Below are 14,249 nucleotides of genomic sequence, written 5' to 3'. Positions count from 1 at the left end.
GGCGACGCGCAGGCTCTACCGTGCCTAGACCGCCCGCCTTGTGCCGCGGCTGTCAGCCCCCCATCGCCCGGGCTGCGGATGCTGCGACACCGTGCGTCAGGCAATATTTCACGGCCCTGAAAACATTCCGCCCGCTGCGCGTTACCTGCCCTGAACGACCATGACCAATCACACCCGGAAAGCGGAAACGATGAACCAGAACACGCTCTTTCAGCCCTATGACCTTGGCCCCCTGCGCCTGGCGAACCGCATCGTCATGGCACCGCTGACCCGCAACCGCGCCGCAGAAGGCCTGGTGCCCGGACCCCATGCGGCCGAATATTACGCACAGCGCGCGACCGCGGGGCTGATCATCGCCGAGGCGACGCAGATTTCGGCGCAGGCGCAGGGCTATCAGGACACGCCCGGCGTCTATACGCCCGAACAGATCGCCGGATGGCGAAAGGTCACCGATGCGGTCCATGCCAAGGGCGGGCGCATCTTCCTGCAGCTGTGGCATGTGGGTCGGGTGTCGCATGTCGACGTGCAGCCGGGCGGCGCGGCCCCCGTGGCCCCCTCGGCGATCGCGGCAGAAACCAAGACCTTCGTGAACGGCGGATTTGTCGAGACCTCGACCCCGCGCGCCCTGCGCCTGGACGAGATCCCGGGCATCGTCGACGATTTCCGCCAGGCTGCGGCCAACGCCATCGAGGCGGGCTTCGACGGGGTCGAGATCCATGGGGCCAACGGTTATCTGCTGGACCAGTTCGCCAAGGACGGCGCGAACAAGCGCACCGACGCCTATGGCGGCTCGGTCGAAAACCGCGCCCGGCTGATGCTGGAGGTGGCCCAAGCCGTCGTGGCCGAGATCGGCGCGGACCGCACGGGCATCCGCCTGTCTCCGGTCTCTCCGGCCGGCGGGGTGTCCTGCAGCGATCCGCAGCCGCAGTTCGATCACATTGTGGACGGGGTGGAGGCGCTTGGCCTGGTCTACATCCACGTCGTCGAGGGCGCGACCGGCGGGCCGCGCGACGTGGCGCCGTTCGATTTCAACAGCCTGCGCCAGCGGTTCTCACGCACCTATATCGCCAATAACGGCTATGACCTGGACCTGGCGACGAAACGCCTGAAGGAGGGCAAGGCGGACCTGTTCGCCTTTGGCCGCCCCTACATCGCGAACCCCGACCTGGTCGCGCGGATGAAGGCCGGCGCACCCCTGGCCAAGCCCGACGAGTCCACGATGTATGGCGGCGGTGCCGAAGGCTATGTGGACTATCCGCCGATGGACGCGACGGCCGATCAGGCCTGAGTCCCCTCCGCGGCGCCCCATGACAGGGCGTCGCGTCGCACCCGATGGACCGGCCCGATACAGGGGCTGGTCCCTGTCATGCGACGCAGTTCACTGGATGGCGGGACAGCAGGATGGCAGCTTAACCACTTCGCAACGTCCCCCTATCTAAGATGATTTGGCCCGATCACGGCGGTGAGCATGCCCCGTCAGTTGGCCTCCACTGACCATAGATAGTCGGCACAGCCTTGATGGGGGGTCGCATCCGGCTGAAACCATAATGGGGCGTCCGGGCCAGCGCGGCCCCTGATTCCACGGCCTATCAGCGGCCCGGTGTCGCAGCTGCCATGACCTGAGGGACGGCCCCGGCCATTCGATGACAGGCCTTTTGGAAGACGCCCGGCGATCGACAATGCAGTTCGGCGCATCCAAGCTCTCGACTGCACGCTTGCTGCAAGCCTTGCGGGGCACGGCTGTCCTGCAACGACGGGGCGGCTTGGCGGATGACGGGACAGACGGTGTGGCTCGGGATCGGGTCTCTGGGGCAGGCACTGTTCAGCGCCCGTTTCGTCACCCAGTGGCTGGCCAGCGAACGAATGCGACGCAGTGTCGTCCCGCATCCGTTCTTGTGGGTCTCGCTGGCGGGCGGGGTCACCCTCTTTGCCTATGCGTCGTGGCGTGGTGACCCGGTCTTTGTGCCGGGCCAGGGGCTGGGCCTGGGGCTGGGACTGTTCGTCTATCGGCGCAACCTTATGCTGATCCGCAGGCATCGCCAGATGGTCGCGGCATGAGGATGCGTCCCGTCCTGTTCGCTACGCTGCTGTTCGCGCTGACCGCGCTGACGCTGATCCTGCTGCGCCCACTGATGCCCGTGGACGAGACACGCTATCTCGCCGCCGCGTGGGAGATGCCTGTCGGCGGGTCGCCCTGGGTTCCGCACCTGAACGGGGCGATCTACGGGCACAAGCCGCCGCTGCTGTTCTGGCTGATCAACCTGGTGTGGGCGGTCGTGGGCGTCGATGCCTTCGCGGCCCGGCTGGTCGGGCCGGCCTTCGCGACAGCCTGCGTGGCAATGATCCGGCTGCTGGCATTGCGGCTGCGGCCGGACAGGCCAGCGCGCGGCGGGGCTGCGGCGCTGATCCTGGCGGTGTCGCTGGTCTGGCTGCTGTTCGGATCGACGACCATGTCCGACGCGATGCTGACCGTGGCCACGCTGCTGGCGAAGTTAGCACTGTGGTCGGCGGTCCGCAGGCCGTGACGCGGGGCCTGGGTTGCTCTGGGAATGGCCGTGGCCCTGGGCGTCTATGCCAAGGGGCCGGTGATCCTGATCTACGTGCTGCCCGTGGCGCTGTCGATGCCGTTGTGGGCAGGGCGGGACCGCCCGTCGGCGCGACAATGGGCGGGCGGGCTGACGCTGGCGCTGGCCGTCGCGCTGGTGGCGGTCGGCCTGTGGCTGGTGCCCGCGCTGATCCTGGGCGGGCCGGAGTACCGCATCGAGGTCCCGTGGCGGCAAAGCGGCGGGCGCATGATGGCATCCTTTGCCCATCGCAAACCCTGGTGGTTCTATGCCGCCCTGTTACCCGCGATGGTCTGGCCGTTCGGCTGGACCGGGGCGGGGCTTGGTGCGCTGCGGCCAAGGCAACTGTGGGCCGATCCCGGCACGCGGCTGGCGGCGGTCTGGGCCATGGGGGCGTTCCTGCGGTTGCGGCTGCGGGCGCGGGTCACGGCGCTGGCCGCGCTGCCGCTGGCGCTGATGATCGGGCTGCATCTCGGGCTGAGCCCGCTGCTGTCCGCGTGCTATGACATGACCGATCTGGGCCGGGCCGTGACGCCCCATGATGCCGCAGGCATCGCCGTCACCGACGGCACCTATCACGTGCAGCTGAACTTTTCCGGACGCCTGCTGAACCCGGTCGCCCGCCTGTCCGACGACGCCGTTGCGGGGTGGCTGCGCGACCATCCGGGCGGCGTGCTTCTGGACCAGACGGACCCGCCTCCCTAGCATGACCCCTGTCCTGCCGCTGCCGTTCCGCGACAAGACCTATACCCTTCACCGCTCACAGAAGGTCGCGCCATGACGCCCGACATTTCCGTCGTCCTGCCCGCCCGCGACGAGGCCGGCAACATCACCGCCCTGCTGACCGGCATCGCCGCCACTCTGCGGGACCACGCGCACGAGATTATCGTTATCGACGACGCCTCGCGCGATGGAACGCGGGCCGAACTGGCCGCGCTGCAGACGCGGCTGCCGCAGCTGCGGGTGATCTGCCACGACCGGTCCTGCGGGCAGTCCGCCGCGATCCGCAGCGGGGTCTGGGCCGCGCGCGGGGCGCTGATCGTGACGCTGGATGCGGACGGTCAGAACCCGCCCGACAACATTCCTGCCCTGCTGGAGTCATTTGCCGGGGGCGGCATTGCGCTGGGCCTGGTCCAGGGCCAGCGGGTGGACCGCCGCGACCGCCCGTCCCGGCGGCTGGCCTGGGCCGCGGCGAACGGCATCCGCAACGCACTGCTGCGCGACGGCGTGCGCGACAGCGGCTGCGGGCTGCACGCGCGACCTGGCCCGGTCCGGAGCCACCGACCTAAGGGGCACAGCATGAGCCTCCTGATCACCGGCTCTGCAGCGTCCATCGGCATCACCGCCATCCAAGGCCCTCTGCGATGCCCATGCCATTCCCCTGAACGTGCTTGGCGGAGAGGTCCGCATCACTACCGGCCGCCAGATACAAGAGCGCGGCTAGCCCGCGGGGTAGGAATGAGTGGTGGTGGTGGTGGACAGGGGCTGCGCTGCTGGATGCTGAGTTGTTGGTAGAAAACGGGGCCGTGGATTGGGCGCGCTGAAACAGCGGCGCGCGCGGCGCATGGCTAGGTCACGGATTGCTTTCTTCTAACCCGGAACGGCGCGCGCCAGGTGGTCACTGAGGGCGCATCGCGCAGATACAGGGCGTACACCGACAACGCACGGTCGCTTAGGCATCGTTAACGGTCGGGACGCAGCTTGCCGGACATCCATAACCGCGAAGACAATGTGTCTGTCGCCAAGGCCGAAGGAACCCGGCACGCGGATTACTACTATTTGGCCGAAGCGATGCGGATGCTGGAATGGGACCTGCACAGCACCGTCATGGCGCGGATGCGCATTCCCGACGACTGGCACCGCATCGCGCAGGAAAAGGGCACGGCGCCCAAGACGCGCGTCACGCTGCGGCTGGATGCGGATGTGGTGGCGTTCTTTCGCTCGATGGGGCCGGACTGGCAGGTGCGGGTCAACCGGCTGATGGCGGCGTGGATGCATGCGCGGCTGGCAGGGCTGATCGAGGGGGCCGAGACGATGGATTACCTCAAGCGCCGCGAGGCCGAGGGCATGGACGGCCCCCGCCCCGAATTCGGCGACCTGCAGCGCGCCGAGGACGCGGCCTGGGCCGAGATGGGCGAGACGCCCTTGCCCCCGGATGCGCCGGGGGTGCCGATGGAGGGGCCTCGGCGGCTGATTGCGGCGGGGAAGCGGGCTTTGTTGGAGCAGTTGAGAGCTAAGAGCGGGCTATGAAAATCGAAGAAAAGCTTGTTACTTGGTCGAATCAAGGCAGTAAATACATGCAAGCTTCAAAGGACTATCTTCAATGTTTGGTATACCTATCGCAGCCATTCTTGCAATTGTAGGAATTTTTATCACAGCTAACTACCAGAGACGACATTGGTTAAGGGCGACGCATGAAGAAATTCGCACCCGAGAAACCAGAGAAGCCAATGATCTATTGCGCGATATAGCCAGAATTTTTGACAAAAGGATAGCTTGTCAAAGACTATACTTGCTCAATCTAGAAGATGAAAATTCATCTGAATACAAGAAAAGCTACATGGATTCCGTCAAAGAATATTCGGGAAGCTACAACGATCTTAGATATCGACTAAGATTCTACACCTCATATGCTTCGGTTCTTGATTTCGAGAAAACGCTTAATGACAGAATCGTAAAAAATGGAAATAGAATTTCGACAATTGCAAAATTGAATAATCGCTCTGAGTCGGAAGTTTCAGAAATAGATAAAGACCTGTCCATTATTTCAGCAAAGGTTTTTGAGTTTTGCGCGCGCCTTGCAAATAAAATTTCAGCCGAAGATTTTGGGTCACTCCGGAAACTTTCATCTTGGAATAACCCCAGTAACGAGTACATAACTAACTGGTGGCTTATCAAACGACTTCTGAATATTTAGCCCGCAACTGTGTCACGTATGACATTCTCATCTTGATCCGAGATACCCACCAAGGGTTAGAAAGATCATATTTTAATAAAATTTCCTCGGAGCTTGGGGCGGGTCCTTTACGACGTAGATCTAGAGAAATATTAGCAGGGAGAGGGTAAGGAAGTAAGCTAGCTATAAGCGCGCTTTTATTATCACTCAGATCACATGCGCGGCAACCAAATATCACTTCTGCTGCAGTGTCGACGCCATTTAAACGAGGGCCAAAATAAGCAGAATTCACAAAAGCCGCTAATATTTCTCCTTTAGATTGATGCATATTAAGTATATATGCAAGGATGATTTCCCTCCCCTTCCGGGATATTGTCCTTTCACTTCTTTTAAAGCATGTCCTTACTAGGAGTTGATCAATAGTACTAATTCCTCCAAACTTCCCATATACAAACCGCCGCTTTGCGCCTCGCGCAATGGCCCGAACTTCGAACCCTCTATGAGAAAAAAACTTGCGGTCTTCTAAAATTAAAATGTCTGTCACGACCGGCGGTCGATCCTTCGACTGAATATAAGTGGCATCGATTGATGAGTGCCAATCGGCTAATCCATGTTGCCTTACCCAAGACGTTAGGACGTCAAGATCTTCATTCATCCCTATAAGGAATTTCCTAAGACTCAGGCCATTTCTTAGTTGCCGTTGGCCCATAGAAAACCTCTTTTTGAGTATGTAGCGTTAAGCCTGCAACGACCTCACTCCGACTTCCCCTTCCTCACGCGACTTGATCGCCGCCACGGCGGCGATGCTGCCTGCGGCCGTGGTGAAGTAGGGGATCTTGTCGTAGAGGGCGACGGCGCGGATGTCGCGGCTGTCGGCGATGGCCTGGACGCCTTCGGTCGTGTTCAGGACCATCGCGATCTCGTCGTTCTTGAGGCGGTCAACGATGTTCGGGCGGCCTTCATAGACCTTGTTCACGCGGGTGGACGACACGCCCTCGGCGTCGAGGAAATCGGCGGTGCCCGAGGTCGCGACCAGATCGAAGCCCATCGTCACCAGGTCGCGGGCGGCCTGCGCCAGGGCGGGCGTCTTGTCGGCGTCCTTGACGGACAGGAAGACGCGGCCGGTGGTCGGCAGGTCGGTGCCCGCGCCCATCTGCGCCTTGAGGAAGGCGCGCGCGAAGTTGCGGTCCCAGCCCATGACCTCTCCGGTCGAGCGCATCTCCGGGCCCAAGAGCGTGTCGACGCCGGGGAAGCGGGCGAAGGGCAGCACGGCCTCCTTGACCGAGAACCAGGGCGTGATCGGGTCGGCCAGCGTCATCGGGTCGGCAAAGGGCAGGTCGGTTTCCGGGCCAACGCCTTCGGGATAGGGCGCACGCGCGGGGAAGTTCGACATGGGCTCGCCCGCCATCAGCCGCGCGGCGATCGAGGCAATGGCGCTGTCCGTGGCCTTGGCGACGAAGGGCACGGTGCGGCTGGCGCGCGGGTTGACCTCCAGCACGAAGATCTCTCCGTCCTTCAGGGCGAACTGTACGTTCATCAGGCCCTTGACCTTGAGCGCACGGGCCATGGCCGTGGTCTGGACCTTGAGTTCCGCGACGGTCGCCGCATCCAGCGTGTGGGGCGGCAGCGAACAGGCACTGTCGCCCGAATGGACGCCGGCCTCTTCGATATGCTCCATGATGCCCGCGACGTGGACGGTCTCGCCGTCGCACAGGGCGTCGACGTCGACCTCGATCGCGCCGGACAGATAGCTGTCCAGAAGGACTGGACTTTTCCCGCTGACGGTCACGGCCTCGGTGATGTAGCGGCGCAGGTGGTCCATGTCGCGCACGATCTCCATCGCGCGGCCGCCCAGGACATAGGACGGGCGGATGACCAGCGGAAAGCCGATGCGCTCGGCGATCTCGATGGCTTGGGCGTCGCTGCTGGCGATGCCATTGATCGGTTGCTTGAGGCCCAGATCCTGCAGCAGGCGCTGGAACCGCTCGCGGTCCTCGGCCAGGTCGATGGCGTCGGGGGTCGTGCCCAGGATCGGGATACCCTCGTCCTGCAGCGCATTGGCCAGCTTCAGCGGCGTCTGGCCGCCGAACTGGACGATGACGCCGTGCAGGGTACCGTTCTGCTGTTCGGTATGCAAGATCTCCAGCACGTGTTCGAAGGTCAGCGGTTCAAAATACAGCCGGTCCGAGGTGTCGTAATCGGTGCTGACCGTCTCGGGGTTGCAGTTGATCATGATCGTCTCGTAGCCCGCCTTGGTCAGCGCATAGCAGGCGTGGCAGCAGCAATAGTCGAACTCGATCCCCTGGCCGATGCGGTTCGGACCGCCGCCCAGGATGACGACCTTTTTCGCATCGGTGGGGCGGGATTCGCATTCCACGTCGCCCATCGCGGGCGCCTCGTAGGTGGAATACATGTAGGGGGTCTGGGCCTCGAACTCGGCCGCGCAGGTGTCGATGCGCTTGAACACCGGGCGGATGTCCAGGTTGCGCCGGGCGCGGCGCGCCGTTGTCTCGTCGGTCTTGGTCAGGTGGGCCAGGCGGGCATCGGTAAAGCCCATCATCTTGATGCGGCGCATCCCGTCGGCATCGGTCGGCAGGCCGTTCTCGCGGATCTGATGCTCGACATCGATGATCTCGCGGATGCGGGCCAGGAACCACGGGTCAAAGCTGGTGACGCGATGGATCTCGTCATCCGACAGGCCGAACCGCATCGCCTCGGCGATGACGCGGATGCGGTCGGGGGTGGCCTTGGACAGGGCAGCGATGACGGCGGGCTTGCCCTGCTCGGACGCGCCCTCGATGGCGATCTCGTCCAGGCCGGTCAGGCCGTTCTCCATCGAGGCCAGCGCCTTCTGCAGCGATTCGTGGAAGCTGCGGCCGATCGCCATGACCTCGCCCACGGACTTCATCGCGGTGGTCAGGTCGGGCTTGCTGCCCGGAAACTTCTCGAACGCAAAGCGCGGGATCTTGGTCACGACATAATCGATGCTGGGCTCGAAGCTGGCGGGCGTGACGCGGGTGATGTCGTTGTCCAGCTCGTCCAGCGTGTATCCCACCGCCAGCTTCGCGGCGATCTTGGCGATCGGAAAGCCGGTGGCCTTGGAGGCCAGCGCGGACGACCGCGACACGCGGGGGTTCATCTCGATCACGACCATGCGGCCGTCGGCGGGGTTCACCGCCCATTGCACGTTGGAACCGCCGGTCTCGACGCCGATCTCGCGCAGGACCGCGATGCTGGCCGTGCGCATGATCTGGTATTCGCGGTCGGTCAGGGTCAGGGCCGGGGCGACGGTCATGCTGTCACCGGTATGCACGCCCATCGGGTCGATGTTCTCGATCGCGCAGACGATGATGGCGTTGTCGTTGCGATCCCGCACGACCTCCATCTCGTATTCCTTCCAGCCCAGCAGGCTTTCGTCGATCAGAACCTGCGCCATGGGCGAGGCGTCTAGGCCCGACCGGACGATGCGTTCGTAATCGTCGCGGTTATAGGCCACGCCGCCGCCGGTGCCGCCCAGGGTGAAGGCCGGGCGGATGATCGCGGGCAGGCCGATCTCCTCCAGCGCGTCCATCGCCTGGCTGACGCCGGCATTGATGTCGTATTTGCCCGATGCCAGCCTGGGGGCGGCGATGATCGTGGCCTTGGGATTCTCCAAGCCGATGCGGTCCATCGCCTCGCGGAACAGCTTGCGGTCCTCGGCCATCTCGATGGCGCTGCGCTGCGCGCCGATCAGCTCGACCCCATAGCGGTTCAGCGCGCCGCTGTCGGCCAAGGCCAGGGCGGTGTTCAGCCCAGTCTGACCGCCCATCGTCGGCAGCAAGGCGTCGGGGCGTTCCTTGGCGATGATCTTTTCGACGATCTCGGGGGTGATCGGCTCGATATAGGTGGCATCGGCCATTTCCGGGTCGGTCATGATCGTCGCCGGGTTCGAGTTCACCAGGATGACCCGGTAACCTTCCTCGCGCAGCGCCTTGCAGGCCTGGGCCCCGGAATAGTCGAACTCGCAGGCCTGCCCGATGACGATGGGCCCTGCCCCGATGATCAGGATCGACTTGATATCGGTACGTTTCGGCATGGTTCTGGCCCCCGGGCTGGTCGTGCATCGATCGCGGCAAATCGTCCGGGGTTATAGCCAGCCACGCCTTGGGCGCAAGGTGCGGCGGGCCGCTGGCGCGTGGAAATCAGGCTTTGCCCGCCGCTAGGGTGACGCAGGGTCAGAAGTTCTGCAACAGGGTCAGCGCCGCGCTGTAGCGATTGGCCGTCGGCGACGTGGTCAGCTGCGATCGCGCCATGAAGGTCTGGATCAGCTTCTCCACGTTCTCGGGCTTGGAAATATCCTTGAAGCTGGAACTGCCCAGCAGCCTCTCCGAAGCCTTGGTGTATTCCTCCAGTTGGCGGTCGATTGGCAGTCGGGCATAGTTGTCGCCGAACCCGAATGCACCCTGAAAGACCTTGCGCAGCGGGGCGTTGCCGATGACCTCGAACCACAGGGTCCGGTCGGTCGAGGTGCGGCCTGCCAGCTCCTGCACCTCGCGCCGGGCATTCAGGCTAAGACGCAGGTTGTCGTCGCTTTCACCGATGCGCCGTTCGAATTCACGCTGCACAAAGGCGGTGCTGATGGTGTCGGCCAGATCCTTGGCGGGCTTCGTCGACCCAAAGCCCATTGCCTCGTTCATGCGCAGATAGCGCTTGTCGGCCAGACGGTTGACCAGCGACGACTTGTCCGCGGGATCGCTTTCCAGGACTTTCTGGATGAAGGCCTTGTTGGGCAGGTCCGCCTCCAGCCCGAAGGCCGAAAGCGTCGTGCTCAAAAGGCGGTAATCCTTGACTAGCTCCTCGGCCTTGGTGGTGGCCGCGATCTTGTCACGGAAGTAGGTCGTGCTGCGCTGGACCACAGGGTCGCGGGCAACGGATTCGATCTGCCGGGCCTCGGTTCGCTGGACGATCTTCCAGCCCAGCAGGCCCGTGGCGCCGACAGAGATGGTCATGATACCCTCACGTCCGGGCGGCGGCGAACAGCCGCGCCTCTCGGGGCAGCAGATCGCGCAGCTTGCGCAGCGCCTGATAGGCATTCGAATCGACCGCGGCGGCACTGGCCTCGGCCAACAGCAGGCGGCTGTCGCGATCGTCGAACACCTGGCTCAGCTGTTCGATGGCGATCAGCAATTGCCGGCGGCCCTCGGACGGTTCGGCATCGCCGGACAGGATCATCTGCGCGACATACATGGCGCGCGACACCGGTGTCTGAGCGCTATCGGGGTGGATCGCGTCGCGCAGGCGCAGGACGTTCACATTGGGCGTCTTGATCGCGATCTTGGTGCGGCGGTCGCCGTTCTCGATTACCGCGCCGTTGATCAGGACGCGTTCGTTCGGTGCCAGCTTGAGGACAAGGCCGCTCATGGTGCGCTCTCTCCGCGCAGACCGCGCATGACGGTCATGTTGATGTCGATCAGCGGATCGGTCTGGGCGCTGCCCGCCATCACGGCCTGACCGTGGCGGATGGCAAATCCCGCCAACGAAATCAGGCCGGCCTTGACCTGATCGGGCAGCCCGTTGCCGGGATCGGCAAGGTCGGTTGCCAGGATCGTCCACAGTTCGGAATTCTTGTGCACCGCCTGGATGGTATCGGTGTTGTCGGCCTTTCGCGGGGCCTGCCGCAGCATGCGCGTGACGCGCGAGAAGATGTCGTATTCCGCATCGCGCGGAGAGCGGATGGCGGATGTCCTGTAGCCATGGTCGGTCAGTGGCGTTACCGCGTTCAAGATCGTGCTTCCCATTCTGGAGTGTGATCAGGGGCTGAATGATATTCAGAGGGTGGCGGGCGCCCTTGGGGCGCCCGCCGGTCTTATCAGCGGAACAGCGACATGACGGCCGACGGCCCCTGGTTGGCGATCGACAGCGCCTGGATGCCCAGCTGCTGCTGCGTCTGCAGGGCCTGAAGGCGAGCCGACGACTCCTCCATGTCGGCGTCGACCAGCGAGCCGATGCCGGTTTTCAGCGAGTCCGACAGCTTGCCCACGAAGCTGGACTGGTCAGAGATCCGCTTGCCGGCCGAACCCAGATCGGCGGCACCCTGAACAGCGACGTCGATCAGGGCCTCGATCTCGCCGATCGCGGTTTCGGCCGAGGCACGGTCGGTGACCGCGGTCAGACCGGCGACATCCAGGCCTGCCTCGAAGTCGACCGAGTCGACCTCGATGTTGGCAGCACCGGTGGCCACGGTGCCGTTGGTGCGGTCCAGCGAACCCAGAACCGTAAAGGCGGTGTTGGTGCCGGTCGGGTTCGTCTTCAGCAGGTTGACGCCGTTCAGCTGCGTCCCCTCGATGATCGCCGTGATCTGCTCGACCTTCTTCGCCATATCCGTCTGGATCTTGCCGAAGTCAGCAGCGTCGTTGGCACCGCCGATCGCCAGGTTCTTCATCTCCTTCAGCAGATCGGTGATCTGCTCGGCGCCAGCGCGGGCGGTTCCCACCACGGCGTCGGCCACGTTCAGGTTCGACTGGATCGTCTTGAATGCCGACTGGTCGGTTTCCATGACTTTCGAGATCGCCCAGACGGCAGCGTTGTCCTTGGCGTTCGCGACGGTCTTGCCGGTCGCGATGTCGGACTGGGTTTTACCCAGCTGCGAGTTGATGCTTTTCAGGGTCTGCAGCGCGACCATGGCGCTGTTGTTGGTCAGAATGCTGGACATGGTGTCCTCCGATATAAGGTGCTTTGCACCCAGGTTGCATCTTGTGGCCTTCTGACCTGTCGGGCGGTTGCCCTTGCCATTTCCCTGGCATGTCCCCGGTTTAGCGGCCGGTTATTGACAACTAGTGAATATCGGCCCTCCTCTCAAACAAACCTTCCGACGCATTTTATCAAAACCTTTGCGGTGCATTCGCGCGGGTTTCATTCACGTGCCGCTGACCCAGGGAATCATAGGTCTGCAGGCTGCGCGCGGCCTGCACGATGGCGCGCACCTGTTCGGCCGCCTGCTGCGCGCCCTTGAGCGAGGCCTGTGCCAGCGCGCGCAGGTCGGCCAAGGCGGGCTCCAGCAGATCACGGGTGGGGGTGTCGATGCCCTTGCGCGCGGCGATGCGGGTCAGTTCGTCCAATCCTGTCAGCGCTGCTTGGGCATTTCCGGCCATCAGCGCGCCGCGGATCTGGGCCACCTGGCGGGTCAGGGCGCGGCTCATGCGCGGCCCTCCAGCATGGCGGCAAAGCCCAGGTCCAGACGTTCCGCCAGCAGCCCCGCATGTTCGCGCGTCAGGAAGCTGGAGAACTGCTCTTCTCCGGCGCCGCCGGAAAAGGCGCCTTCGGACGGGCCGGGGCCGCAATATTTCAGCATCTCCTCCAGAAATGCGTGTTCAAGTTGATTCGCGACGGCCACGGACGAGGGCTTTTGAGCCGCCGTGGGAATAATCGGTTCGATCTGCATTCGGTCCCCGCTGCATATGACGATGGGATTCAAAATATCGGGGCGTCGTAAATAATTAGTAAGGAATAAGGACTAATCAGGAAAAAACCCAAAGAGGCTTTTTCATGGCTGACATCCAGATCATATCGCCCATACCCACCCGCGCCGAGGCCTTCGTCGATGCGGCGACGCCTGTTCACGTGACGGGCGAATCGGGTTTCGATGTCTGGTCGGCAGGCGCGATGGTACCAGCCGCTCCGGCGACCGCGGTGTCGGCACCACCGAAGGACCCGCTTGCGGCATGGCTGCAGCAGCAGATGGGCTTCAGCGGAGAGTTCAGCGCACCGCCCGGCACCGATCCCGCGATCGAGGCGCTGGCCGCAGGCCTTCCGCAGCTGCCAGCGCCCGAGATTGACGAATCAGCCGACATTCAGGGCGGCGATCCTTTGGCCAGCCTGCTGCCCGTGGACGCACAGACATCCGATGCGAGCCTGATCGGCGATGCGGTTCCAACGGCACCGCAATCGACCGATCCGACGACCCCTGCTGCGACTGATCCCGCGGAGGCGCCGGCCGTGCAGATCGCAGTCGCGCCGACCACGACCCGCATCGTCGCTGCAGGCGTCACACAGCAGGCCGCCAACCCGGCCCCCACCCTGCCTGGGGCAACCGCCGCACAGGTGGCCCCGATCCATGGCGGCGGCCAGCCTGTCGCACCGGCGCGCCCGGGCCGTCCGATCCCGGCGACCGAGAGCGCCGCGACCGCCCGTCCCGTCGATGCCGGCCCGATCAACGCCGCCCCGCCCCCGGTCGACCGGGCGGCACCGGACCGTCCGGCGCCAATGGTGGCCCGCGACCCCGTCATTGCCGCTCGGTCCGAGATCGCCTTGCCCGCAGGCCTTGCCGAGACCTTGGCCGAATTGCCCTTCGGCACCGATTCGCACACCCCCGCCGCCGCACGGCCCACCGCCGCTGCCGGGTCTGGCTGGCAGGCTGCGTCGCACGATCCGCGCCCCGTGCTGCAGCAGGTCACCGACGCGCTGGTCAGCACCCGTGGCGACCGGACCGAGATCGCCCTGTCCCCCGAGGAGCTGGGCCGCATCCGCCTGGTCATGTCGGGCCCCGATCGCGGCCAGATCACCATCTGGGCCGAGCGCCCCGAGACGCTGGACCTGGTGCGCCGCAACGCGGACCTGCTGACGCAGCAGCTGGCCGATGCGGGCGTGTCCGCGGGCAGTCTGGATTTCCGCCGCGACGACCGCAGCGACAGCCAGCCTGCGCAGGGCCGTGCCGGCGATGACGACGACATTCCCCTTTCGGCCGCCCCCTTGCGGGTCCGCATGTCACCCACCGCGTTGAGCGACCGCCGCCTGGACATCAGATTATAGGA

The 14,249-nt window shown here is 64.2% G+C and carries 16 protein-coding genes; 8 read left to right on the top strand and 8 right to left on the bottom strand.

Features of this window, described 5'->3' with window-relative positions; genetic code table 11:
- The first annotated feature begins 190 nt into the window (after positions 1-190).
- The 7 genes from PRL19_RS05195 to PRL19_RS05165 all read left to right on the top strand — a co-directional run bounded on the left by PRL19_RS05195 (position 191) and on the right by PRL19_RS05165 (position 5,481).
- Entirely contained in the window at positions 191-1,288 is a 1,098-nt protein-coding gene (locus tag PRL19_RS05195) for an alkene reductase (protein WP_273744112.1), read from the top strand.
- Positions 1,289-1,770: 482 nt separating this feature from the next.
- Positions 1,771-2,058: a lipid-A-disaccharide synthase N-terminal domain-containing protein gene (locus PRL19_RS05190; RefSeq protein ID WP_273744111.1), complete on the top strand. Its 288-nt coding sequence runs from the start codon at positions 1,771-1,773 to the stop codon at positions 2,056-2,058.
- Positions 2,055-2,525 (top strand): ArnT family glycosyltransferase, encoded by a 471-nt coding sequence (locus tag PRL19_RS05185; RefSeq protein WP_273744110.1) that lies wholly within the window; start codon positions 2,055-2,057, stop codon positions 2,523-2,525. Before PRL19_RS05190 ends, PRL19_RS05185 begins: the two co-directional genes overlap by 4 nt.
- 24 nt (positions 2,526-2,549) lie before the next feature.
- Positions 2,550-3,269 (top strand): hypothetical protein, encoded by a 720-nt coding sequence (locus PRL19_RS05180; RefSeq protein ID WP_273744109.1) that lies wholly within the window; start codon positions 2,550-2,552, stop codon positions 3,267-3,269.
- A 72-nt stretch (positions 3,270-3,341) separates the two neighbouring features.
- Positions 3,342-4,079, top strand: a complete 738-nt coding sequence (locus PRL19_RS05175; protein WP_273744108.1) for a glycosyltransferase family 2 protein — start codon at positions 3,342-3,344, stop codon at positions 4,077-4,079.
- Between the two features lie 186 nt (positions 4,080-4,265).
- Positions 4,266-4,814, top strand: a complete 549-nt coding sequence (locus PRL19_RS05170) for a BrnA antitoxin family protein (RefSeq protein WP_273744107.1) — start codon at positions 4,266-4,268, stop codon at positions 4,812-4,814.
- 73 nt (positions 4,815-4,887) lie between these two features.
- Positions 4,888-5,481 carry a hypothetical protein gene (locus PRL19_RS05165; RefSeq protein WP_273744106.1) on the top strand — a complete coding sequence of 198 codons (594 nt, stop codon included), beginning with the start codon at positions 4,888-4,890 and terminating at the stop codon, positions 5,479-5,481.
- Here the strand turns inward: PRL19_RS05165 and PRL19_RS05160 are convergent.
- From PRL19_RS05160 to PRL19_RS05125, 8 genes are all read right to left on the bottom strand, one after another.
- Positions 5,459-6,169, bottom strand: coding sequence for a biosynthetic peptidoglycan transglycosylase (locus PRL19_RS05160; RefSeq protein WP_273744105.1), 711 nt, complete (start codon positions 6,167-6,169; stop codon positions 5,459-5,461). The genes PRL19_RS05165 and PRL19_RS05160 overlap by 23 nt on opposite strands.
- Before the next feature lie 27 nt (positions 6,170-6,196).
- Positions 6,197-9,535 carry a carbamoyl-phosphate synthase large subunit gene (gene carB / locus PRL19_RS05155; RefSeq protein ID WP_273744104.1) on the bottom strand — a complete coding sequence of 1,113 codons (3,339 nt, stop codon included), beginning with the start codon at positions 9,533-9,535 and terminating at the stop codon, positions 6,197-6,199.
- A gap of 139 nt (positions 9,536-9,674) precedes the next feature.
- On the bottom strand, positions 9,675-10,448 hold the full coding sequence (locus PRL19_RS05150) for a DUF1217 domain-containing protein (protein WP_052715248.1): 774 nt from the start codon (positions 10,446-10,448) through the stop codon (positions 9,675-9,677).
- 7 nt (positions 10,449-10,455) lie between these two features.
- Positions 10,456-10,860 carry a flagellar biosynthesis repressor FlbT gene (gene flbT / locus PRL19_RS05145; RefSeq protein ID WP_273744103.1) on the bottom strand — a complete coding sequence of 135 codons (405 nt, stop codon included), beginning with the start codon at positions 10,858-10,860 and terminating at the stop codon, positions 10,456-10,458.
- A complete protein-coding gene (flaF, locus tag PRL19_RS05140) occupies positions 10,857-11,222 on the bottom strand; it encodes a flagellar biosynthesis regulator FlaF (RefSeq protein ID WP_273744102.1) in 366 nt (121 codons plus the stop codon). The genes flbT and flaF overlap by 4 nt, the downstream gene beginning before the upstream one ends.
- 86 nt (positions 11,223-11,308) lie before the next feature.
- A complete protein-coding gene (locus PRL19_RS05135; protein WP_045982357.1) occupies positions 11,309-12,151 on the bottom strand; it encodes a flagellin N-terminal helical domain-containing protein in 843 nt (280 codons plus the stop codon).
- A 169-nt stretch (positions 12,152-12,320) separates the two neighbouring features.
- On the bottom strand, positions 12,321-12,638 hold the full coding sequence (locus PRL19_RS05130) for a hypothetical protein (RefSeq protein ID WP_273744101.1): 318 nt from the start codon (positions 12,636-12,638) through the stop codon (positions 12,321-12,323).
- The gene (locus PRL19_RS05125; protein ID WP_273744100.1) at positions 12,635-12,832 is read right to left on the bottom strand and encodes a rod-binding protein; all 198 of its coding nucleotides are present in this window, start codon (positions 12,830-12,832) and stop codon (positions 12,635-12,637) included. The genes PRL19_RS05130 and PRL19_RS05125 overlap by 4 nt, the downstream gene beginning before the upstream one ends.
- Positions 12,833-12,984: 152 nt before the next feature.
- On the opposite strand from PRL19_RS05125, the gene fliK reads away from it, so the two are divergent.
- The gene (gene fliK / locus PRL19_RS05120) at positions 12,985-14,247 is read left to right on the top strand and encodes a flagellar hook-length control protein FliK (protein ID WP_273744099.1); all 1,263 of its coding nucleotides are present in this window, start codon (positions 12,985-12,987) and stop codon (positions 14,245-14,247) included.
- Positions 14,248-14,249: the final 2 nt, after the last annotated feature.

This window comes from Paracoccus marcusii, from assembly GCF_028621715.1.
In the GTDB taxonomy this organism is placed as follows: Bacteria; Pseudomonadota; Alphaproteobacteria; order Rhodobacterales; family Rhodobacteraceae; genus Paracoccus; species Paracoccus marcusii.
The sequence above is the reverse complement of the archived record's forward strand: the minus strand, read 5'-3'. Positions and strand labels throughout refer to the sequence as shown.